Source organism: Streptomyces malachitofuscus (genome assembly GCF_055571035.1).
Genome location: NZ_JBVIGA010000011.1, coordinates 207,110 through 230,129 on the forward strand (window position 1 = coordinate 207,110; position 23,020 = coordinate 230,129).

Annotated in this window: 15 protein-coding genes and 2 pseudogenes; 6 read left to right on the plus strand and 11 right to left on the minus strand. The window is 72.0% G+C overall.

Going from position 1 to position 23,020, the window contains the following annotated elements; genetic code table 11:
• Positions 1–4 precede the first annotated feature (4 nt).
• The 4 genes from ACZ44S_RS18345 to ACZ44S_RS18360 are packed head-to-tail and all read right to left on the minus strand — an operon-like array spanning position 5 to position 3,011.
• Positions 5–298 carry a hypothetical protein gene (locus ACZ44S_RS18345; RefSeq protein ID WP_466930134.1) on the minus strand — a complete coding sequence of 98 codons (294 nt, stop codon included), beginning with the start codon at positions 296–298 and terminating at the stop codon, positions 5–7.
• A gap of 53 nt (positions 299–351) precedes the next feature.
• Positions 352–810: a hypothetical protein gene (locus ACZ44S_RS18350; protein WP_466930137.1), complete on the minus strand. Its 459-nt coding sequence runs from the start codon at positions 808–810 to the stop codon at positions 352–354.
• 17 nt (positions 811–827) lie between these two features.
• Positions 828–2,039 (minus strand): hypothetical protein, encoded by a 1,212-nt coding sequence (locus ACZ44S_RS18355; protein WP_466930140.1) that lies wholly within the window; start codon positions 2,037–2,039, stop codon positions 828–830.
• A gap of 18 nt (positions 2,040–2,057) precedes the next feature.
• Positions 2,058–3,011 (minus strand): hypothetical protein, encoded by a 954-nt coding sequence (locus ACZ44S_RS18360; protein ID WP_466930143.1) that lies wholly within the window; start codon positions 3,009–3,011, stop codon positions 2,058–2,060.
• A gap of 185 nt (positions 3,012–3,196) precedes the next feature.
• On the opposite strand from ACZ44S_RS18360, the gene ACZ44S_RS18365 reads away from it, so the two are divergent.
• From ACZ44S_RS18365 to ACZ44S_RS18375, 3 genes are all read left to right on the plus strand, one after another.
• On the plus strand, positions 3,197–3,949 hold the full coding sequence (locus tag ACZ44S_RS18365) for a YncE family protein (RefSeq protein ID WP_466930145.1): 753 nt from the start codon (positions 3,197–3,199) through the stop codon (positions 3,947–3,949).
• Complete coding sequence (locus ACZ44S_RS18370) at positions 3,916–5,811, plus strand: beta-propeller fold lactonase family protein (RefSeq protein ID WP_466930147.1); 1,896 nt, start codon at positions 3,916–3,918, stop codon at positions 5,809–5,811. Before ACZ44S_RS18365 ends, ACZ44S_RS18370 begins: the two co-directional genes overlap by 34 nt.
• Before the next feature lie 104 nt (positions 5,812–5,915).
• On the plus strand, positions 5,916–8,501 hold the full coding sequence (locus tag ACZ44S_RS18375; RefSeq protein ID WP_466930150.1) for a beta-propeller fold lactonase family protein: 2,586 nt from the start codon (positions 5,916–5,918) through the stop codon (positions 8,499–8,501).
• 1 nt (position 8,502) lies between these two features.
• Here ACZ44S_RS18375 and ACZ44S_RS18380 read toward each other — a convergent pair whose 3' ends face one another.
• Both ACZ44S_RS18380 and ACZ44S_RS18385 read right to left on the minus strand, forming a co-directional pair.
• Positions 8,503–11,145, minus strand: coding sequence for a YVTN family beta-propeller repeat protein (locus ACZ44S_RS18380; RefSeq protein WP_466930153.1), 2,643 nt, complete (start codon positions 11,143–11,145; stop codon positions 8,503–8,505).
• Between the two features lie 81 nt (positions 11,146–11,226).
• Positions 11,227–11,352 (minus strand): annotated as a pseudogene (locus ACZ44S_RS18385) (dihydrodipicolinate synthase family protein); the annotation flags it as partial.
• Between the two features lie 205 nt (positions 11,353–11,557).
• On the opposite strand from ACZ44S_RS18385, the pseudogene ACZ44S_RS18390 reads away from it, so the two are divergent.
• A pseudogene (locus tag ACZ44S_RS18390) lies at positions 11,558–11,730 on the plus strand (IS256 family transposase); the annotation flags it as partial.
• 163 nt (positions 11,731–11,893) lie between these two features.
• On the opposite strand, the gene ACZ44S_RS18395 reads toward ACZ44S_RS18390, so the two are convergent.
• The gene (locus tag ACZ44S_RS18395; protein WP_466930155.1) at positions 11,894–13,525 is read right to left on the minus strand and encodes a hypothetical protein; all 1,632 of its coding nucleotides are present in this window, start codon (positions 13,523–13,525) and stop codon (positions 11,894–11,896) included.
• Positions 13,526–13,780: 255 nt separating this feature from the next.
• Here ACZ44S_RS18395 and ACZ44S_RS18400 point away from each other — a divergent pair, with 255 nt between their 5' ends.
• Both ACZ44S_RS18400 and ACZ44S_RS18405 read left to right on the plus strand, forming a co-directional pair.
• On the plus strand, positions 13,781–15,784 hold the full coding sequence (locus ACZ44S_RS18400) for an ATP-binding cassette domain-containing protein (RefSeq protein ID WP_466930157.1): 2,004 nt from the start codon (positions 13,781–13,783) through the stop codon (positions 15,782–15,784).
• 487 nt (positions 15,785–16,271) lie between these two features.
• Complete coding sequence (locus ACZ44S_RS18405) at positions 16,272–17,657, plus strand: MFS transporter (RefSeq protein ID WP_466930160.1); 1,386 nt, start codon at positions 16,272–16,274, stop codon at positions 17,655–17,657.
• 51 nt (positions 17,658–17,708) lie between these two features.
• On the opposite strand, the gene ACZ44S_RS18410 is transcribed toward ACZ44S_RS18405, so the two are convergent.
• The 4 genes from ACZ44S_RS18410 to lnt form a co-directional block, all read right to left on the minus strand.
• Entirely contained in the window at positions 17,709–19,697 is a 1,989-nt protein-coding gene (locus tag ACZ44S_RS18410; protein ID WP_466930162.1) for a helix-turn-helix domain-containing protein, read from the minus strand.
• 87 nt (positions 19,698–19,784) lie between these two features.
• A complete protein-coding gene (locus tag ACZ44S_RS18415) occupies positions 19,785–20,585 on the minus strand; it encodes a 3-hydroxybutyrate dehydrogenase (protein WP_466930165.1) in 801 nt (266 codons plus the stop codon).
• A 54-nt stretch (positions 20,586–20,639) separates the two neighbouring features.
• Positions 20,640–21,119 (minus strand): NUDIX hydrolase, encoded by a 480-nt coding sequence (locus ACZ44S_RS18420; RefSeq protein WP_190163451.1) that lies wholly within the window; start codon positions 21,117–21,119, stop codon positions 20,640–20,642.
• 67 nt (positions 21,120–21,186) lie between these two features.
• The gene (gene lnt / locus ACZ44S_RS18425) at positions 21,187–22,797 is read right to left on the minus strand and encodes an apolipoprotein N-acyltransferase (protein ID WP_466930168.1); all 1,611 of its coding nucleotides are present in this window, start codon (positions 22,795–22,797) and stop codon (positions 21,187–21,189) included.
• Positions 22,798–23,020 lie beyond the last annotated feature (223 nt).

A 23,020-nucleotide genomic window follows, 5' to 3' on the forward strand; every position in this document is an offset into this window, starting at 1 on the left:
CGCGTCAGCCCTGCACCGCGTGGGCGTCCATGGCATGCCGTACACGGCGCAGCGCGTCGTCAACCGCCGTGCGCACCGCCAGGGAGTCGACCGCCCCGACGACCTCGACGGTCACCGGAAGGTGCACGTGGATGTCGTGCCGCGCGTCCTGTTCGGCGAGGGCCAGTTCGGCCTCGCTGCCCTCCAGGGGGACGACCATCTCGTCGCGGCGCACCAGCGCGATGCCGGTCTGCCGCACGTGCCCACCCCGCGGCCGGGGACCGTCGCCGCCCGGCGAGCGCCCCGCGGAGTCGTTCATCGCATCCTCCTTCGCGCAGAGATCGAGTCGGTGAGCCGGATGTCGGGCGAGCGTCAGGCGATGACGGGCGGCAGCCTGTACTCCTTGCCGTCGTCGACGACGGCCTCGCGCGCCACTCCGGAGAACGTCGCCGCCGGCGCGCCGTTGATCACCGCGTTGGACGGGTTGGCCGAGGTGATGAGGCATTTGTTGAACAGCAGCCCCTTGAAGTCCCATTCACCGGTGCTCCCCTTGGCCTCGTACAGGCCGATCGAGAACTCCTTACCCGTCATGGCGAGTTGGGTGAGCGATGCGGACGCACCGCCGATCGCCTTGACCGACAGCGTGAACGTGAAGCTGGCCGGGTTGGCGACATAGCCGACGTGGGTGGCCTCCAGGGAGTGCACGACCTCTGCGTTCAGGTTGAACGTGGGGGTGAAGGAGTCCACCGGTGTCAGGGGCGCCGCGGTGTTTCCGTCCAGCACGACCGCGAGCCGCGACTTGGTCCAGGTACTGGGTGAGGGTGTGGTCACAGCGTCCTCCGGAGGGCTCAGACCTTGAGCGCGAGGTTGATGTTGAGGAAGTGCACGGCGCCCGCGTAGGTGACGGAGAGCAGCACCTCGACCCTGCGGTCCTGGCGCGCCTCGCTGAGGGTGCTGCGCTGTCCGGGTGCGCGGGCGGCCTCCTCGGCCTCCAGGATCGGCAGCAGCGGGATGTCGATGGAGTAGGCGGTGATGACACCGGAGGTCATGAGTGGGCTGAGGATGCCGTCGATGCGGGAGCGCAGGCCCTGCATGCCCAGCCGGTCGATGCGGGTCTCACCGATGGTACCGATCAGCCCCGCCTTGAGCAGGAACTCGATGTGGTCCAGGACCCGGACGATGTCGACGTACAGCTTGGAGGTGTCGTTCGTGAAGCAGCGCCCGGAACCGAGGAACAGCCCCTCGCCGGGGACGAGTTCGGGATCAATCACCGGGATGATCAGGGCCTCGGCGAGCTGCTTGATCTCCGTGCCGCTGAACTGCCCGGACAGCGGGATCCCGAACCCGCGGACCTGCTTCATCAGCACGCTCGCGTGTGGCGGGTACCCGGCGATGGTGCCGGTGACCGCGGCGGCCACGTCGGGCAGCGGTCCCTCCTCCTCGTCCGGGGCCACTCGCGCGGCGACCAGGATCATCCGGCTGTTCCCGCTTCTGACCCCCGCGTACGCCGCCTTGGCCGCCGCCGCGAAGGTCGGGTTCTCGTCGGTCACCTGCAGGCCGGGCGCGACCATCGCCACACCCATCCGGGCGCTGCCGGCCGCGCTGACACTCTCCACGTGGTCCTTGAGGAGCCTCAGCTGTTCCGGCCTGGTCTCCTCGGCCAGACACACCAGTTGCACGGGCAGGGATGCCGCGGCGTTGAGCGCGGCCCCGTAGTCCGGCACCTCCGCGGGCGCCTCACCCTCCGCGGGCTGGACCGGGCCCGTCGGCACGGCATAGACGCGGGACGGCGCCGGATCCTGCCGCAGCGCGGCGCACAGGGAGCGGTACAGCGGCCCCGACCTGGTGACCGCGCCCGTGTTCGGATTGACGTCGGCGAAATGCTCGCGCGCCTCCGCCTCGCTGCCGATCTGGACCGGGGCGTTGGCCGTGGCCTGACCGACGCCGCCCGCCGAGCCGACGACGGCGATGTTGCCCGTGCTGCGCCGGGCGAGCGGCTGCATGCCACGCGTGTCGATGGTGACGCTGATGAACGGGAACTCGGCTGCTGTCACGGTCATGTCGATCACTCCAGGCGGTCAGGGCACCGCCACCGGCACGATGCCGGTGTGCCGGAGCCGGGCGGCGAGTTCGTCGAGGCGGGCGGAGCGCAGGCCGGTCTCGTCGGCCGGGCCGGGGCCCGGGACGGTCCCGGGGAGGTCCGGCTCGTCCAGGGCCGCCTGCGGGAAGAACATCAGGGCGGGCAGCGGCGTCCGTACGGCGACGCCCGCCGGCGGCTGAGGGAGGTCGGCGAGGGGAGCGGTGCGCGCCATGCCGATCTGGATCTCGGTGAGCCGCGCGGCCAGATCGGCGAACGGCTCGTCGACGGCGAAGGCGAGACACTGGAGCGGGAGGGCGACCGCGGAGGACGGTGTGGGCTCCTCCATCAGCCTCAGATCCAGCCGCAGCGGGGTGCGCGGCGGGCTGAGCTCGGCCCGCAACTGCTCGAAGGTGAGCGGTCCGCGGCCGCGCAGCAGCTTCCCCAGCGGCGCCTCGGCGGTGGTCTCGAAGCGCTCTTCGAGCAGATCGACGAGCGCGCTCAGCCGCCGTGTCTCCAGGGCCTCGCCCGGCGTCGGCAGCGAACCGTCCTCGGCCAGGATCCGCGCGTCCACGGCCTCCCGATCCGCAACGCCGGCCAGGTCCTCGACCGCGGCCTCGGTGATCGACGTCCGCACACCGGACCGACTCGCCAGCAGGGTCAGGTCGAGCCGGGCGTCGGCCCCCACCACCGGCCCGCCGAGGGGCAGTTGAGCGGTGAACCGCCACTGTTGCGCCGACTGGGCACCGTACAGCTGGGCCTCGAAGGGCTGGACGACCTGAGAGGTCGGCATCAGCCCGACCTGCCGGGCCGTGACCGCGGTCACCGGCCCGACCTCCGCCTCCTCCGCGATGAACGCGGTGTGCAGGATCCGCTCGCCGACCTGGGCCGTCAGAAGGGCGTCGCGTTCACCGGCGTCCAGCAGACGCAGCAGGACGCGGTCCCGGAAACGCATAGGCCCTCCCTTCGGGGCAGCACGGCATGCTGCGCGACCGCAGCGAGGGGGAGGTACCAGCGCGGCGCGTGGTTGACGCCCGGGCACCAGTAGGTTCACACGCGCTGGGTATTGCGAGCGGCCGGTCGGTCCAGCCCTGGGTGTCCGGCGGCGGACGGGCGCCGCGCGGGCCCGATGGTGGGCCCATGGCCAACGCGAGCACCGCCCCGATCCCCCTGGAGCTGCGCCCGACCGGCGTCGCCCTCACACCGGACGGCCGACGCCTGTACGCCACCAGCCCGGACGGCACCGGCGCGGTCTTCGTGCTCGACACCAGTTCCCACACGGCGCTCAAGAAGATCGCCTGTCCCCGGGCCCGGGCCGTCGCCCTGACCCCGCGCGGCGAACGGGCGTACGTCCTCAGCGACGCGGAGAACCAGCTCGTCGTGATCGACACCGGCACCGACGCCATCGCCCGGAAGATCGCCCTGGACGCTGTTCCGCTGCGCCTGGCCGTGACACCGGACGGCGCCCGGATCTACGTCACCCTCGACCAGACCGGCACCGTCGCGGTGGTCGACACCGCGAGCGGCCAGGTGATCCGCACCGTCACGCTCGGCGGCGACCTGTTCCCCGTGGTGGTCTCCCCGGACGGCCGGCGGGTGTACGTGGCCGACCTGACCGGTGCGACGCTGCGGGTGATCGACGCGACGACCGACACGCCGGTGTCGATGCCGCCGATCGAGGTCGGGCAGTTCCCCCGGGCCCTCGCGGTCACCCCCGACGGCGGTCGGCTGTTCGTGGTGCAGGGCCAGGACGCCACCGTGTCAGTGGTCGCCCCCGCCGCCGGCACCGTGCAGGCCACGATCACCGTGGGCGACTTCCGAAGGACTGTCTGCTCTCGCACGACGGCAGACGCCTGTATGTGTCCAACGCGGAGGACGACACCGTTTCGGTGATCGACACCGCGACGCTGACGGTGATCCGCACGGTCCCGGTCGGAGCGCCGCCCGCGGAACTGGCGCTGACACCGGACGGGCACCGCCTCTACGCCGCGGCCTTCCGCGCCCCGTTCGTGGTGCCGTTCGACACGCGCAGCGTCTCCCGGCCCGTGGGGGAGCAACCCGAGGCAGTGGCCGTCACCCCCGACGGGCGGCGCCGGCTCGTCGCGTGCGCCGGGGACGACGCGCTGGCGGTGACGGAGCTGGGCGAGACCCGGCTCACCGTGGGCGAGTTCCCCACCTCGATCGACGTCTCCCCGGACGGCGAGCTGCTGTTCGTCGCCAACGCGGGGTGGAACGACGTGTCGCTCGTCGACACCCGCACCGGAGAGGTGACCACCACGGTCGCGGTGCAGTCCGCCGAAACGGTGGCGGCGTCGAAGGACGGCACCCGTCTGTACGTCGCCGGACCGGGAGCCCTGTCCGCGGTCGACGTCGCCACCGGCCGGGTCGCGGGAACCCTGCCCGTGCAGGGCCCGGCCGGGATAGCGGTCGCCCCCGACGACCGACGCCTCTACGTCACCGACCGGGCAACGGCCTCCCTCCTGGTCGTCGACACCACGACGCTCACCGTGACCGGCGGGCCGGTACCGGTGGGGGAGCAGCCCGGCAGTGTCGCCGTCACTCCGGACGGCCGACAGGTCTTCGTGTGCGACACAGGCAGGGCGGTCGTGGCCGTCGACACCGTGGCCCTCGCGCCGACGACCGTCGCGGTGCCGGGCGGCCCCGAGTTCCTGTGCGTGAGCCCCGACGGGCGGCGGCTCTTCGTCAGCAGCGCGGACAACAGCACGGTCGCCGTCGTCGACGCGCTCTCCCACACGCCGACCGGGGACTCGATCCCCGTCCACCGGCTGCCCCAGGGCTGCGCGGTGGACCCGGTCGACGGACGCCGCCTCTACGTCGCCTCCGGCTCGGCGCAGGCCGTCGACACGGTCACCCACGCGTCACTGGACTTCCTGCCCACCGGCATGCGCCCGTCCGTCCTGGTCCCGAGCCCCGACGGACGACGCCTGTACGTGGCCGGATTCGACGCGGAGTTCGTCGCCGGGGTCGACACGAACACCACCCGGGTGCGCGTCGGCGCACGCCCCGTGGACGTGGTGCCGGCCCCGGACGGGCGGCGCGCCTATACGGCCGGCGTCGAGGACGGCACCGTCTCGGTGATCGACACGGCCACGACCCCGCCCGCCGCCGTGGCGACGATCCGGGTGGGCGGCCGGCCCCGGGCCGTGGCCGTCGGCCCGGACGGCAGCCGCCTGTACGCGGCGGACTCTGCCTCCGACACCGTGGTCGTCGTCGACACCGCGACGAACACCGTCTTGGGCGCGCCGATCCCGGTGGGCGCGATGCCGACCGGGCTGGCCATGGCGCCGGACGGCGGCCGTCTGTACGTGGCGAACTCGGGTGCGGGCACCCTCACGGTGATCGACACCGGCCTCGGCTGGCAGGTCGGCACCCCCGTCCCGGTCGGTGTCGCCCCCGCCGGACTCACGGTCACCGCGGACGGCGGACGCATGTACGTCGCCGACGCGGGCCAGGAACTGGTCGTCGTCGTGGACACCTCCGGCCCGACGGTGACCGGTGCGATCACCCTGCCCGCGGCCCCGCGGGGGCTGTCCCTGAGCCCGGACGGCCGAACCCTGCTGGCTACCCTGCCCTCCCTCGGTGCCCTCGCCGTCATCGTCACCCAGACGTCGGAACTGCGCGGCACCCCCGTCCCGGTGGGCAGGGCACCGCAGGGCGTCACGTTCGCCTGGGACGGCCGCACGGCCCATGTCACCAACGCCGCGTCGGGCACGGTGACCGTGGTCGACCTCTGAGCCGTCGGTGACGGCGCGGCCTCCTCCTCCCGATTGCAGGTGCGGGGCCCCGGTTCCATGCTGAGGGCGTGGTCAACCCGAGTACCGCACCGATCCCTCTGGGCATGACGCCGCGGTCCGTCGCCATGGCTCCGGACGGCCGCAGCGTCTATGTGTCCAGCGCACAGGGCGGGAAGGTGCTCGTAGTGGACACGCGTACCCACCGCGTGACCGCTTCCGTCGACTGCCAGACACCCAGCCATATGGTCGTCACCCCCGATGGCAGCCGTGTCTATGTGGTCAGCACCTCGGGCAATCTCGTGTCCATCATCGACACCGGCACGAAAACGGTGACCGGCACCATCGCGGTCGGCGAACACCCCAGCGGCATCGACATCGCGCCGGACGGTGAACGGGTCTACGTGGGTGCCTCCGTCGGAGGCACCATCTCGGTGATCGGCACGGACTCGGACACGGAGATCCGGCGGATCGCGACCGACTGCCACCCACTGGCCGTGGCGGTCTCGCCCGACGGCAGCCGCCTGTACGTGTCCGACGGCGTCGTGTCCGCCCTCATGGTGATCTCCGCGGACACGGGATCACCGGTCGGCACGCCCATCCCCGTCGACAGCGACCCCATCAACCTGCTCGTGACCCCCGACGGCCGCCGGGTCGTCGCGACCGGCTTCCAGAGCAGGACGATCACCGTCATCGACGCCGGAACACGCACGGTCGACGCCGTCCTCCCGGTCGGCCCCTTCCCGTCCGACCTGGCCGTCTCGCCCGACGGACGGCGCCTCTACGTCTCCTTGATGGGAGCGGACGCGATCGGAGTGCTGGACACCGGCACGCTGAAGACCCGCCGCAGGCTGTCCCTGGCGGCCCCGCCCTTCCGCCTGGTCCTCACGCCCGACGGACTGCGCGGCTACGCCACGGCGCGGGACATGGACTTCCTGCTGCCGTTCGACACCCGTGTGGTCCCGGCACCCGTTCCGGCGCGCCCGGAGGCGGTGGCGGCCCATCCGGACGGTCGGCGCGTGTACGTCACCGCCTCCGGTGACGACAAGGTGGCCGTCCTGGGCCCCCGCGAGCGGCAGATCACCGCCGGCCCCGCCCCCAGCGCCGTCCGGCTCACTCCCGACGGCCGCCACGCCTACGTCACCAACAGCGGCGCCGGCACGGTGACGGTCGTCGACACCCGGACCGAGGACGTCCTCGCGACGATCCCGGTGGACGACGACACCCTCGCCCTCGCCCTGCCCGGGGACGGTCGGCACGTGTACATCCTCGGCTCCGGCCGGGTGTCCGTGATCAACACCGGCACCCTGCAGGTCACCGGCACCGCGCCCGTCCCGGCCGACCCCCAGGACGTCGTGGTGTCGCGCGACGGCAGCCGCGTCTACGTCAGTGCGCACGGCCCGCGCTCCGTCGCCGTGTTCACCACCGGCCCGCTCGCGACGACCGGCGAGCCGGTCGGCCTCGATAGCTTCCCCGGCGCCCTGGCGGTGTCCCCGGACGGCCGCGAGCTGTACATCGCCGACAGCAACGGCCTGACGGTGTCCGTCTTCGACACGCTCGCCCGCGAAGTGACGGCCGCCATCGGCATCGGACACATCCCGGCCGGACTCGCCCTGTCACCGGACGGCGGGCACCTCTACGCCGCCTGCCCGTTCGAGCATGTCGTCGTCATCGACACGGGCGCGCGGGCAGCGGCGGGGGACCCCATCCCGGTCCACGGAGCGCCGCACGCCGTCACGGTGGGCCCGGAGGGGAAGCGCCTCTACGTCGTCGCCAGCGAGACCTCCACCCTGTGCGTGATCGACACGGAGACCGGAACCGTGACCGATCGCGTGCCCGTCGGTCCCGCCCCGTCGTCGGTGGCGCTCACCCTCGACGGCGGGCGAGCCTACGTCACCAACCGGGAGGCGGACACCGTCTCGGTCGTCGACACACTGACCACGGCCATCGCGGTGGGCAGCCGGCCCCTCGGCGTCGCCGTGTCCCCGGACGGCACACGGGTGTACGTCGCGGAGTCCGGCACGGGCACGGTGGCGGTGATCGACACCGGCAGCGACCGGGTGACGGGCCCGCCCGTCTCCGTCGGCGGGCAGCCTGCCGCGCTCGTCCCGGCCCCGGACGGGGCGCGGCTCTACGTCACCGACGTCGCCGCGGGCCGCGTGGTCGTCGTCGACACCGCCTCCTCCTCGGTCGCCGGTTCACCGGTGACCGTCGGCGGCACCCCCTTCGGCATCGCCGTCGCCCCCGACGGGGGACGCGTCTACGTGGCCGATTCCAGCTCCGCCACGCTGTCCGTCATCGACACGGCCGCCCTCGCGGTGAGCGGGGCCAGGATCGCCGCGGGGGTCTCTCCCCTCGGCCTCGCCGTCGCACCGGACGGCGGGCGCCTCTACGTGGCCGACGCCGGCGCCGACGAGGTACTCGTCGTCGACACCGGGCTTCTCACGGTGACGGGCCGCATCGCCCTGCCGGGCGCCCCGCACGGCGTCGCCGTCGGCCAGGACGGGAGGACTCTCCTCGTCACCCTCCCGGCCTCCGGGAGCATGGCGGTCGTGGACACGGCCACCGGCGAGCTCGTGGAGGCGCCAATTCCGACGGGGAAGGCGCCCCACGGCGTGACCTTCGCCGAGGACGAGCGGCAGGCGTATGTGACCGACACCGGGTCGAACACCCTGTCCGTGGTGGACCTCTGAGTCACAGATCGACCACCGCCACCGTGCCGGACGCCGCGTCAGCGACGAAGGCACGCAGGCCGTCGGCCGACACGGTCACCCCGTGCGGCACGCTTCCGACCGGGACCGGATCGCCGATCAGGTCAAGGCCGGCGGTGTCGGCCTGCGCCAGCGCCCCCGCCCCGGGGAGCGTGACGAGGAGGCGGCGCCCGTCCCGGGTGAGCGCCAGTTGCCGGGGAGTGGCGGGCAGGGCGATCCGCGTGCTCACCGACACCGTGGCCGCGTCCACGACCAGGATCTCGTCGGCCCCCGCGTCCGCCACGTACAGGCGCCCGCCGTCCGGCGACACGCACACGTCGGAGGCCGATGTGGCGACCGCGGCCGGAGAACCGGCGGCCGCCGTCCCGGTGGCGGTGTCGATCATCGACAGGGTGCCGTCCGAGGAGTCGGCCACGTACACGCGGCTACCGTCGGGCGCCACGGCGAGCGCTGTCGGCGTGCCGCTCACCTGCACGGGCGGACGATCGGCCGGCGTGAAACCGACCGTGTCGACGGCGCGTACGGTCCCGGAGGCGGCATCGGCGACGTACAGCCGGCTCTCGTCGGGTGTCAGCGCCAGGGCGCGCGGTCGCTCGCCGATCGCCAGGGGCTCGCCCACGGGCGTGCGGGTGGTGACGTCGACGGCCGAGACCGTGCCGGCGCCGGACGCCGCCACGTAGAGCCGCCCGAGCGCCGGGGAGAAGGCCAGCGCCGTCGGCCGGTCACCCACCGGGATTCTCGTGGTGTGCGTGTCGACCACCGACACGCCGCCGTCGACATTGGCCAGGTGGGACGGAGACGGCACGTAGGCGTACCGCCCGTCCGGGGTGAGGGCGACCGCTGTGGCGTCCCCGCCCACGGGGAACCTCTCCACCACGGCGCCGGTCCGCGCGTCGAGGGTGACGAGGGTGCCCGATCCGTGGCAGACCACGTACAGACGTTCCGCCTTCTCGTCCAGGGCCGCGCCGAAGGGCACCGGGCCGACCGGGAACGCCTCCCCGACGGTGGTCAGCGCGTTGGCGTCGATGACCGTCACGGCTTCCGCCTCGCGGCGCGTGACGTAGACCAGCCGGCCGTCCCGGGGCGCGACGACGCCGCTGGGGGTCCCGTCGACCGGCAGCGTCGTCTCCACCTCGAAGGTCGAGGTGTCGAGCACCGCCACCGTGTCGTCACCGGTACTCGACACGAACACGCGACGCCCGTCGGCGGCGACGGCCAGGCCGACGGCGTCCTGTCCCACGGGAACGGGGGGATGCACCTCCTCGAGGGAATGAGCGTCCAGGGTGGTGACCGCGGACGGCTCCGAGGTCAGGACGTACAGACGCGTGCCGTCGGGGGAGACCGCGCCCTGCGTGCCGAATCCGCCGAGGGCGGCGGTGCCCATGACTTTCCGCGTGACGGTGTCGATCATGGTGACGGCCTGTGTGCCGACGACGTACAAACGGCCCTGCGAGGACACGGCCGGGGGCCCCACTCCCTCGTCCGGCGACAGTTCCTCGATCACCTGGTCCGTCGCCGTGTCGACACACGACAGCGTGCCGGCCACGCTGTTGCTCACAAAGGCGACCCGGCCGTCGGGCTCGACGGCCACCTCGTCCGCGCCCCGGCCGGTGGGAACGCGCCGGTCCCTGGTGTCGACGACGGAGACCGTGTCCCCCTCGGAGTCGGCGACATACACGCACGCGCCGTCAGGCGTCACCGCCACCCCCTCGGGCGACGGGCCGACCGGCACGGCCTGGGTCCGGGTGAGGAACGGCAGCACCGCCGACGCGTCGGGATCGAGTGCGTAGCCGCGGTGCCCGTTGCCCAGGACGGCGACCTGGAACGGTGATCCCCCGACGCCCAGGGTGCGGATCATCGCCCGCCGCGCCGTGTCGACCACGCCCACCGATCCGCGTGGGCCGAACGGGAGGTAGACGCGTGCCCCGTCGGCGGACATCGTCAACCCGGAGGCGACGCCCGGCGTGCCGAGCGTGGCCACCGTGTCGTGGGACACGGTGTCGACGACGAGGACACCCTCCTGGCCGGAGGTGGCGAACAGACTCCTGCCGTCCGGCGTGACGGCCACGTTCTCGACGGTGAAGTCGAGAGGAACGGGCGCGCGCAGGGTGTCGGTCGCGGTGTCGATCACCTGGAGAACGGCCGATTCCATGTCGGAGACGTACACGGACTTCCCGTCGGGGGAGACGGCGAGTCCGGCGGGCATGCCGCCCACGGTGACGGTGCGGATGACCTTGGCGAGGCCGGTGTCGACCACCGCCACCGTCCCGTTGTCGAAGAGCGTGAGGTAGATGCGCTGACCTTGCAGGGCGAGGACGAGCCCGAGGGGCTGGCCGTCGAGCGCCACGGCCCGCGTCACCGTCCGGGTAACGACGTCCGCCTCGGCCAGCACCTGCTCGCCCTGGTCGTCGGCACCGGCGAGATAGAGGCGGCCGTCGCCGCGGCTGGCGGCGAGGTGCAGTGCCGAGAGCGCGGGGAAGGTGCTCACCACCTGATGGCTTGTCGTGTCGACGACAAAGACCAGGCCCTCCGACCCGCCGACGTAGAGGTGGCGCTCGTCGGGGGCCAGGGCCAGGCAGGAGGGGCTCTGGCCGAGGGAGACGGGAGGGGCGCCGACAATGGCCACCTTTTCAGGATGAAACCGTACCGCCGTCCCCGCAATCCCAGCGGTCGCAGGAGCCCGCGGGAGTCACAGGAGGTCGGCCAGTTCGGCCCTGGCGGTGGCCCAGTCCCCGGCGCTCGCCGCCGCGTGGAGCCGTACGTACCTGCGGGCGTCGACGTTGCCGAGGCCGGGCACCACACCGTGGGCGCCCGCCAGCAGGGCACCGTCCACGCGCCCTTCGCGGGCGCCACCCTCCTTGTCGTGCATGGGGGTGTCCTGCAGCGGGAGATTCGCATTCGTCAGCTCCCGGTAGAGGTCGTAGTCGTACTGGCGGCTCTCGGGGAGCATCGACCACTGCTGCGGCGAGATCGCTGGAGCGGGGACGAGTAGGCCGCAATGGGTGCGGTAGTGCTGCCAGCCGACGTAGGTGTTGGCGCAAGCCTGCGGGCACTTTCCGAACGAGACCGCAGCCCTCAAGCGCCTCTACCTGGCCACCCTCGCCCTGGACCCCACCGGCCGCGGCCGCCAGCGCTGGAACAACCGCTGGAAGTCCGCCCTTACGAGTTCGACGTCCTCTTCGACGGACGCCTTACCGCCGGACGAGTGTAGGCCGAACAGCCCACCAAAAAACCTGTACCAACCAGATGAATCACACCTGAATCCTGATAGACCGTTGGCGGGGGCGCTCCCCTCTGTGCAGCTCGTTTGCCGGTGGAGGGAGCTGGTTGGCGGATCTTGAGGGCGATAGTTGGCGGGCCGGGATCCGTGTTGATCACGGTGTGTGACTGACGGTCGCGATCAGCTGCCTGGCGTGGTCTTCGAGGGCCCTGCAAAGGCTGGCGGAGGGAATGGGTTGTTCTTGCGATTCCCAGCGTCGGAGAAGGGTCAAGTGCGGCAAATCGTCGGTCTGTGTTCGGTCGTGGGGCCGCATTGGTGGCTGGAAGACTGGTGCGAGGGCGAACTCGCTGCCGGTGACGTAGCTCCAGACGAAGGCGGATGCGCACTCTCGGGTGCGTTCCGTCGGCTTGGGACCTCTGCCTTGACGGTGGTGTCGGACGAGCTCGTCCCATGTCCTGTCGTCGATGGACCAGCGGGAGAACTGCATGCGGCGGGCCCGGTAATCGATGTTCTCCTGGCCGATGACGTGCTCGGCCAGGCGTTTCAGCGTGGCCGGTAGGTCTCGATCCTTGAGGTCTTGGTAGGGGGTCAGTGGTTTGATCCGCAGTCGGCCCTGGGTGGTCCAGGACGTGGGGATGCCGAGGAACGCTGCCGCTTCCAGGAAGTTCATGTTGCTGATCGCTTGGACCAGATGGACGGTGAGAACACGCCGGAGTCGCCGGCGGCTGGTGAGGGCCTGCTCGGAGTCCTCCAGGGTGGCGGCAAGCAACCAGGAGCTGGGAAGGGACTGCGGGATGCGCTCAGGAGCGATCCCGAAATCCGTGAGGGTGTGGGTAGGGGCGAAGAGTTTCTGGGTGGTGTTCGCCTTGGAGACCCGCTTCGCCTTGGAGACCCGCAGTGTCGGGGCTCCCTGCCGGATCCATTCGGCGGAGAGTCTGTGCCGGCAGACCTGATCGATCCGGCGCCGGAGCGAGGGAGAAGCCTCCTGAACGAGCATGGGCCAGGTCCTGCCCCAGCGGAGATCGTCGCGCGTGGGAAGAATCCGCAGCAGTTGAGGCAGGGCGCTACGCGGTCCGGATGAATCCTGCGCGAGCAGATGGTAGGCCGCGAAGAGGAGACCGGCGGTCGCGATCGTTTCACCGGGCGGTGTGCTCCAAGCGGCTGCGGGTGGAGAGCCAACGCTTTCGGCCGCTGGGCCAGGGCCGTGACCATTTTGCTGCTGCGGTGCGAGATGTGCTTCCAGAATGGCCCGGGTCTCGGCGGGGGCGAGATCGGCCGCGACGGGCCAGCCCGCCTGGATCAGGGAGATGGCGACCTGGAGATCGGCGAACTGCTGGGAGGCGAGCTCTGCGAGCTCGTCACCGTCCAGGAGGTCCAGTAAGACGGTCTGCAGGTCCGCGAGTTCCGGGGTGAGGGCCGCAGCGGCTGGTTCGGCGCCGTCCAGCCGGTGACCGCAGACTTCACGCTTGCCAGAACCGCCAAGCCAGTTGCGGCACTGCGCGGGGTGGAGCCTCGGCGCGTTGGCGGCGGGCAGCAAGGCCAAGGGGCTCCCTGACCTGCCGCTCAGCGCGGGCAGCCGGCAGCGCGGGCACTCACTGCGAAGGAAGGTCCAGTGATCAAGGTAGGCGAAGACGACAGCCAGCCGCCACGTCGAACTCCACCGACAAATCCAGCCATCCGTGAGATCGAGTTCATCCCGAAATGCGGCATCCCCGCTGTACACCGCGACAAGCTCGTCGAGACGACTCGAGTCCGACCGGATCCCTGCCCTGGCAATCTCGCTCACTCACCCAGAGCATCACCACCCGCACAACTACAGGGGCTCGTCTTCGGAACTGACCACAACACAGCGTTACGGATGCAAGATCCGCCAACTACTGCACTCATCCGCCAGGTAAAAATCTCGGTCGCAGCGCACCCGAGGGCCTCCCTCACGCAGGAAACAGCGGACTCCCCAGCACGACCGAATGACGTGCGTTCGATATAGCAGCCGTGTCGTTGAACCTCACGACTCTGCCGCGCTACCGCCCTGGGGGGAACGATGACCTCGGCCACTGGACAGGATCAGCCGCCGCAACCACCGAAGGGGACCGGGCCGGACGACGAACCGCAGGAGGCCGGTGTTCGAGAGGAGGAGTACCTCTACCGCGACGAGTCAAGGCTTCAGGCCGGCTCGCAGCTGACCTCCCGCACCATGGCGCGGCGCCTGCCCTCGCTCGTGCGGCGCTCGGTGCAGATGGCCTGGCGCGTGGACCGCGGCGCGACCATCGGCCTGCTGGTGTGCCAGATCGGGACCGGCGTCCTGGCGGCCCTGGGCCTCCTGGCCGTCACGGGCACGATCACCGCGCTGATCTCCTCGCGCGACATCACCGAGCGGCTGTGGGACGCCGCCCCGCAGCTGGCCGTCATCGCCGCCGCCACCGGACTGCGCGCGCTGCTGGGCATCACCGTCGTCTGGCTGACCGGCCGTCTGCGCCCGGTACTCGGCCGGGCGGCGGAGCTGACGATGATCGAGGCCGCGCTCGGCGCGGAACTGGCCGCCAACAACAAGCCCGGCTACAACGACGCCTACGACATCGCCGACCGTGGCGCCCAGGTCACCCCCGACCTCGTCGAGGAGGCGCAGGACGTCCTCGCGGCGACCGCCACGCTGGTGGCCGGCGCCACCGTCCTGACCGTCCTGCATCCCCTGCTCCTTCCCCTTCTCTTCCTCGCCTGCCTGCCGCAAGCCGCGGCCTATGTCCGTTCCGCCCGCGTGCTCTACCTCGCCGGGCTGGAGACCTCCGGGCGGCGCCGGATGCTCGGCAAGCTGCGCTGGCACATGGCCTACATGGAATCCAGTGAGGAGATGCGCGCCTGTCTGGCCGGCCCCTTCCTGATCGGCCGGTACCGGCGGCTGGCCGCCTCGGTCAACGCGGCCGAACGCAAGGCCGCGAACACCGGTGCCCGGATGGGGCTGGCCGGAGCAGTGTCCGGCGGTATCGCCTCCACCGCGGTGTGGGCGGCGCTGCTGTGGCTCCTGGCCTCCGGGCGCATGAGCCTGGCGGCCGGCGGCGGCGCCGTCTTCGCTCTCCAGACCGCCACCGGCTCGGTGCGCGGCATCATCAACGGCGGGGCACGCCTGGTGCGCACAGGCTGGTACGTGCAGGACTGGCAGAACTTCCTCGACAACGCACACGGCCAGGCGATGACCGACTCCCGCGGCACCGCGCCCGTGACCACGGCTCCGGAGCGATTCGAGGTCCGCGACGTCACCTACCGCTATGACGGCGCCCCGGACAACAGCCTGAGCAGCGTCTCCCTGCATGTGCGGCGCGGGGAGATCGTGGCACTGGTCGGGGAGAACGGCTCCGGCAAGACGACCCTCTCCCGCCTGCTGTGCGGGCTGCTGCTGCCCACCGAGGGTGAAGTGGCCTGGGACCACGCCTCCACCGCGGACCTGGACCCGTGGGGGTCGTGGGAGCATGTCGCGCTGGTGCCGCAGAAGTTCACCTACCTGCCCCTGACGATGCGCGACAACATCACCTTCGGGCAGGGCGACACCGGCGACGCGGCTCTGCTCGCCGCATGCGAGGCGTCCGGTGCAGCAGAGATGCTGCCGGGCCTGCGCTCAGGTCTGAACACCCTGCTGACGAGCGAATGGTTCGGCGGACAGCAACTCTCCGGCGGGCAATGGCAGCGCCTGGTCCTCACCCGTGCGTTCCACCGGCAAGCGGCGCTGTTGGTGATGGATGAACCCACGGCGGCCCTCGATGCCCGCGCAGAGCACCGGATCTTCGCCGGCCTGCGCGAACTCGCCAAGGACCGTGCCGTCTTGCTGATCACGCACCGGCTCACCAACGTGGCCGTCGCCGACCGCATCGTGGTCCTGGACCAAGGACGGATCGTCCAGGAGGGCACCTACGCCCAGCTCACCCGGGAGCCAGGTCTCTTCCGGACCCTGTGGGAGCTGCAGCGCCGCATGAGCGGCGACACCCTGATCGCCCCTGGCCGTTCCTCGTTTCCCACCCGCTCGTCCACCGTCTCGGAAGGCAGAGATGCGTGACCTCTCCCGTCTCCCCGGGACGCGGTGCGGTGCGGTGCGGCGCGGCTGGGACCCGTGGATGAGCAGATCGTGCTCGCCGGCCACCGCGCCCGGTGCAAACACCACTACCGCCCGCCTCGCCGACGACCGGCGCGTCCTCGATCCGCCGGCGCTGGACCGCCATGACGTGCACGTCCGCTACCGGCCCTTGTGGGTCAGCCCTCTTCACCGCGGCCCCGTCCCCGGGCAGCTGCCCGTGCAGCAAGCCTGGGCCTGTACGTCGTGCCACCGCATCGCGTCGAAGCACCCTGAACTACACGTTCCGGGCAGTACTCGTGTCGACCACCATCGGCGGTCCCCTGAACCGCCTTTCCACGAGCTGGCATGGTGGCTGCACGCATAGCCGACCCTCGAACTATGTTGCCCCGCCACATGTGCGCCTGACCTGCGGATTCCTACGGTGTGGCGACACGCAAACGTCCCCGTCACACCCCAGGAAGTGGTGCCGATGTCGTCGCCCGCAACCGCTCCACCAGCCCCGAACAACCTCAAGCGCATCGTCGCCGCCTCCCTCATCGGCACCACCATCGAGTGGTACGACTTCTTCCTCTACGGCTCCGCCGCCGCGCTCGTCTTCAACAAGCTGTTCTTCCCGGACTCGGACCCGCTGGTCGGCACGCTGCTGTCCTTCCTGACGTACGCCGTCGGGTTCGCCGCGCGGCCGCTGGGCGCGCTGGTCTTCGGGCACTACGGGGACCGGCTCGGGCGCAAGAAGCTGCTGGTGCTGAGTCTGCTGATGATGGGCGGGGCGACGTTCGCCATCGGGCTGCTGCCCACGCACGCCACCATCGGCAGCGCCGCGCCGGTGCTGCTCACCGTGCTGCGGCTGGTCCAGGGCTTCGCACTGGGCGGCGAGTGGGGCGGCGCCGTGCTGCTGGTGTCCGAGCACGGCGACGCGCGGAGGCGGGGATTCTGGGCCTCGTGGCCGCAGACCGGGGCGCCGGCCGGCCAGCTGCTGGCGACCGGTGTGCTGTCGCTGCTGACCGCCGTGCTGTCGGACTCGGCCTTCACCGCATGGGGCTGGCGTATCCCGTTCCTGTTGTCCGGTGTGCTGGTGATCGTCGGTTTGTGGATTCGTCTCTCCGTCGATGAGTCGCCGGTGTTCAAGCAGGCACTGCAGCGGGCCGAGGCCCGCAAGGCGGACGCCGGCGCCGATCGGATGCCGGTCGTGGCGGTCCTGCGGCACCACTGGCGTGATGTGCTGGTCGCGATGGGTGCGCGCATGGCGGAGAACATCAGCTACTACGTGATCACCGCGTTCATCCTCGTGCACGCCACCACCTCGGCCGGGGTGTCGAAGCAGACCGCGCTCAACGCGGTGCTCATCGCCTCGGCGATCCACTTCGCCGTCATCCCCGCCTGGGGTGCGCTGTCCGACCGGCTCGGACGGCGTCCGGTTTATCTGATCGGTGCGGCCGGGGTGGGCGCGTGGATGTTCCCGTTCTTCGCCCTCATCGACACCGGCGGATTCGCGAACCTGCTGCTCGCGGTGACCGTGGGCCTGGTGCTGCACGGAGCGATGTACGCGCCGCAGGCCGCGTTCTTCTCCGAGATGTTCGCGACCCGGATGCGCTACTCCGGTGCCTCGATCGGCGCCCAGTTCGCCTCGGTCGCTGCGGGCGCGCCCGCACCGCTGATCGCCACGGCGCTGCTGTCGGACTACGGCAGCTCCACCCCGATCGCGCTGTACGTCATCGCGGCGAGTCTGCTGACGATCGTCGCCGTGGCGGCCGCCAAGGAGACCCGCCACCGCGACCTGGCCGACGTCACCTCCTCCGGCGAGGAGGAGGGGGCGGCCGAGGCCCCGGCCAAGGAGGACGCGCGCACCGTCTGATCCCGGTCCGCCACCGACCTGACCCCCGCACGCCCCCGCGTACGGGGGTCGTCAGGTCCCTGTGGAGGGCCGTGCGATCCCCGACAGGCGGTGCAGGCGCAGGGCGAGCTGGATCTCCAGGGCGCGGGCCGGGCTCTGCCAGTCGTCGCCCAGGAGGCGGCCGACGCGCTCGAGCCGCTGGGCGACCGTGTTGACGTGAACATGGAGCTCGTCCTTGGTGCGGGCCGGGCTCATCCCGCAGGCGAAATAGGCGTCGAGGGTGCGCAGGAGCTCGGTGCCGCGCCGTTCGTCGTAGGCGACGACCTGGCCGACGGTGCGGTCGACGAAGCCGGCGATGTCCCGCTGCCCCGCCAGCAGCAGGCCCAGGAAGCCGAAGTCCTCGGCGGCGGAGCCGTCACCGGCGCGGCCGAGGAGACGGAGGGCGTCGAGACAGCGGCAGGCCTCGGCGTAGGCCTCCGCCACGGTGTCGGGGCGGGCCGTGAGCCGCTCGACGGGCGCGGACGCGCCGACGGTGACCGGCTCGTGGACGGCCGTTCCCAGCTGGCGGGCGGTGCGGCGGGCCAGGTCGGTGGCCGTGTCCCCGGGGGTGACGGGCAGCAGCAGGACGGTGCCGCCGTCGCGTGCGGCGGCGAGGCCCTGCCGGGTCGCCGCGAGATGGGAGGCCGCGGCCCACAGCCGTCTGCGGGCGTCGGCCTCCTGGTCGGCGTCGGCGGTGCCGCCCTCCAGCCGGGCGGCGAGGACCACATGGGTGAGGTCGAGGTCGGCGTGCAGCCGAACGGCGCGCTCGCGCAGCAGGCGCGGATCCCGGTCGCGGGCGTCGAGCAGGTCGTCGAGCAGTTCGCCGCGGACGCGCTGTTCGGCCTCGGCGGCGGAGCGGCGGGCGAGCAGCAGCAGCGAGGTGACCATGGCCGCGCGCTCCAGGGTGCGCTGGTCGACGGGGTCGAGGTCCGGCTGGCCGCGCAGGACGAGCGCGCCGAGGAGTTCGTCCCCGGCGGTCACGGCGGCGATCCAGTCCTCCCGGTGCCGTACCGCGTGGCCCTCCTCCCGCGAGGACTCCAGGGCGCGGGCCGGGGCCGCGGCGGCCTCGGCGAACTCGACCGTGCCGTCGAGGACCTGGGAGACGGCGGCGGCCACGTCGTGCACCCCGCCGCCGCGCAGGACCAGCTCGGCCAGCCGGTCGTGGACGTCCGAGGCGCGTTCGATGACCGCGCTGCGGTCCTGGATGATCTCGTTGGCGCGCTCCAGGCCGGCCAGGGCCGAACGGGTCTCCGCCAGCAGGTTGGCGGTGTCGATGGCGGCCGCGGCGAGGGCGGCGAAGGACCCGAGCAGGGCGATCTGCTCCCGTTCGAAGACCCTGGCCCGCCGGTCCGCGGCGAACAGGACGCCGATGACGTGGTGCCCGAGCGTCAGGGGCACTCCGAGGATGGCGACGAGACCCTCGTCCCGTACGCCGGTGTCGATGGTGTGGGTGTGCTGGAAGCGGTCGTCGCGGAAGTAGTCGTCCGTGACGTAGGGACGGGCGGTCTGGGCGACCAGGCCGCCGAGGCCTTCGCCCATGCCGAGGCGCAGTTGCTGGAAGCGGGCGGCGACCGAGCCCTCGGTGACCCGCATGTAGGTGTCGCCCCTGGCCGGGTCGTTCAGGCTGAGGTAGGCGACGTCGGTGCCGAGCAGGGAGCGGGCTCGCTGCACGATCGCCTGGAGCACGGCGTCCAGGTCGCGCAGTCCGGCGAGATCGTGGGCGGTCTCGAAGAGTGCGGACAGCTCCGCCTCCCGGCGCCGCCGTCCCTCCAGTTCGGAGCGTACGCGCAGGGCGAGCAGCTTGGCCTGTTCGAGGCCGGAGATGTGTCCGGCCGGGAGTCCCTCGGCCCGGGCGAGCAGGACGGGCTGCTCGTAGGCCTCGGCGGGGGCGCCGCGGGCCAGCAGCTCGAGGAACGGCGCCTCGGCGCTGCCGGAGGCGGGACGGGCCTCGGGGCGGGCCCGGCCCGGCGCTTCGGCGGCGGGGGCGGAACGCTCGGCGGACTGCGGGTGATCGCGGGACATGCTCACAGGATTCCCCATCCCGCGGCCGGCCCGTCAGGCCTGTGGAAAACTCTGCCGGCCGACGGTCGGCCGCTCGCGGCCGATGCCTCAGTGCGCGGTCCAGCCGCCGTCCAGGACCAGTGAGGTGCCGGTGACGAAGGCCGCCCGGGGGCCGCACAGGTAGGCCACCGCCTCGGCGACGTCCTCCGGTTCGATGAGCCGCTTGACCGCGCTGTCCTGCAGCAGCACCTCGGACAGGACCCGCTCCTCGGGGATGCCGTGCGCACGGGCCTGGTCGGCGATCTGCCGCTCGACGAGCGGGGTGCGTACGTAGGCGGGGTTCACACAGTTGGAGGTGACGCCGTGGGGCGCGCCCTCGAGGGCGGTGGTCTTGGACAGGCCCTCCAGACCGTGTTTGGCGGCGACATACGCGGACTTGTAGGCGGAGGCGCGCAGACCGTGCACCGAGGACACGTTGACGACGCGGCCCCAGCCCTGCCCGTACATGTGCGGCAGGGCGCCCCGGATGAGCCGGAAGGGTGCCTCCAGCATCACGGTGAGCACGGTGTGGAAGACGTCGGGCGGGAACTCCTCGATGGGGCGGACCAGCTGCAGACCGGCGTTGTTGACCAGCACGTCGGTGCCGGCGGCGGCGAGCTCCGCGGCGTCCAGGTCGGTCAGGTCCAGGACGTGCGGCTCGACGATGCCTCCGAGGTTTCGGGCCGTCTCGGCGAGCGCTTCCAGGCCGGTGGCGTCCCGGTCCACGGCTCTGACCTTGGCCCCGGCGGCCGCGAGCCGCAGTGCGCAGGCGCGGCCTATGCCGCCGGCGGCACCGGTGACGAGAGCGGTACGGCCGCCGAGGTCGAGGGCGGTGGCGTGGGGGGCCGGGAGGGCACGGGGCGCGGTCATGGATCGACCCTAGGCAGGACCCCCAAGGCGACCCATGTGGTCAGGCCCTACAGTTCAGCCGCTTCCAGTGGGGTCGAACCATGTGGGTGCGTCCGACAGCGCCTGCTTGATCCGGAAGCGCGCGAACTCGTTGAGCTCCGGCAGCGCGTCCACCGCGAACCAGCCGACGTCCAGCGACTCGTCGTCGTTGACCCGCGCCTCGCCCCCGACGGCGCGGCAGCGGAAGGTGATGTCCATGTACTGGCAGATGTCCCCGTTGCCGTACGTCACGGCCTCCAGGGCCTGCACCAGCACGACCCGTTCGACGGCACAGCGCACCGCGGTCTCCTCCTCGACCTCCCGCACCGCACAGGCCGCGGGCTGCTCCCCCGGGTCGGGGATGCCGCCGATCACCGACCACTTGCGGGTGTCCGACCGCCGGTTCAGCAGCACCCGGCCCTCGTCGTCGAAGACGAGCGCGGTGACCCCGGGGAGCCACAGCAGCTGATGACCGGCGGAGGCGCGCAGCGTGCGGATGAAGTCAGGAGTAGCCATGGAACGACCCTAACCGGCGCCGCGCGACGCTCCCCCGCACGTCGGAAGGGGGGTACGCCTAGTACGCCTACGCCTCACGGGCGCGTCGCGCGCGTACCCCCGCGACGGCGGCCCAGGCCGGACCGCCCGCGGCGACGAGGACCAGGGCGATCTCCGGGAGCACGCCGAGCCGGGTGGCGGGCGTCTGCGAGGAGCGCAGCGGCACCTCCTGCACCAGCGAGCCGGCGACGAACATGCCGGTCCGCTGAGTGATCTCCCCGTCGGGCATGATGATCGCGCTGACCCCGCTGGTCACCGGCACGGTGACGGCGCGGCTGTGCTCCACGGCGCGGACCCGGGACATGGCGAGCTGCTGATAGGTCATCTCGCTACGGCCGAAGGTGGCGTTGTTGCTGGGTACCGAGATCAGTTCGGCGCCCGCGGTGACCGTGTCGCGCACCGCCCAGTCGAAGGCGGCCTCGTAGCAGGTCACCAGGCCGACCCCGGCGCCGTTCATGCGGAACACGCCGGGCTCGCTGCCCCGGCTGAAGTCCTGGCGGACCATCGAGGTCCAGTCCTCGTTGATCGCGCCCACCAGGGAGCGCAGCGGAAGGTACTCGCCGAACGGCTGGATCTGCCGTTTGTCGTAGGTGTCGACGGGGCCCTTCACCGGATCCCAGAGGATCTGCTCGTTGAGCAGCTTCCCGTCCCTGGCGACCACGCCGCCGACCGAGATCGGCGCGCCGATGGCCTTGGCCGCCTTGTCGATGACGGCGCGCGCGTCGGGATTGACGAAGGGGTCGATGTCGGAGGAGTTCTCCGGCCAGAGCACGATGTCCGGCTGCTCGGCCTTCCCGGCGGCCACCCGGGCGGCCAGACGCTCCGTCTCGCGCGCGTGGTAGTCGAGGACGGCACGCCGCTGGGAGTTGAAGTCGAGACCCAGACGGGGCACGTTGCCCTGGATCGCGGCGACGGTCACGGTGCCGGTCTCGGCCTTGTCGCCGACCAGCGTCCGGGCCGCGAGTGCCGCGACCACCGGTACGGCGACGCTCAGGACGCCCACGACGGCCGCGGCGCGGCGCAGGTCGCCGCTGCGGCGGGCCCGCACGGCGAGCCGGACGATCTCGTACAGGCCGAAGCCGCACAGCACGACGGCGAAGCCGAGCACCGGGGTGCCGCCGAGTGCGGCGAGCGGCAGGAAGACCCCGTCCGCCTGACCGAACGCGATCTTGCCCCAGGGGAAGCCGCTGAACGGTACGCGCGCGCGTGCCGCCTCGCCGGCGATCCACAGGGCCGCCGCCCACACCGGCCACCCGGGCAGCTTGGACACCGCGGTGACACCCGCGCCGACCAGCGCGACGAAGACCGCCTCGATCACCACCAGGGCGATCCACGGGCCGGGACCGACCTCCACACCGGTCCACACCAGCAGCGGCAGCAGGAAGCCGAGACCGAAGAGGTAGCCGAGACCGAGTCCCGCCCTCCAGCTCCGGCCGCGCAGCACCCAGCCGAAGACGGCGAAGGCGGGCAGGGCCAGCCACCACAGGGTGCGCGGCGGGAAGCTGACGTAGAGGAGCAGGCCCGAGAGCGCGGCTGCGGCGGCCGGGAGGAGGCGCACGAACCGGCTGCCCCGCGCGGTGGGCGCGGTCTGCGGCGGCATCGGGTCCGACTCGCCGACGGAGGTTGCGGTGACGGTCACTCCGGGAGTCTACGGCGCGTGACCTGGCGGCCGACAGCACGGGCGTGCGGACGGGAGAGCGGCCGACAGGTCCCGCACCCCCTCTTTCGGGAGGATGACGAGCCATATCGTTTCCGCGCGACTCGTCCTACACGTCCCCAAACCGGCCACCAGCCGTTACGGTGTGCCGGTGCCCCGGTCGTGCGGCGCGTCGTGTGCCGGCGCCCGGGGTCGTCACAGGTCG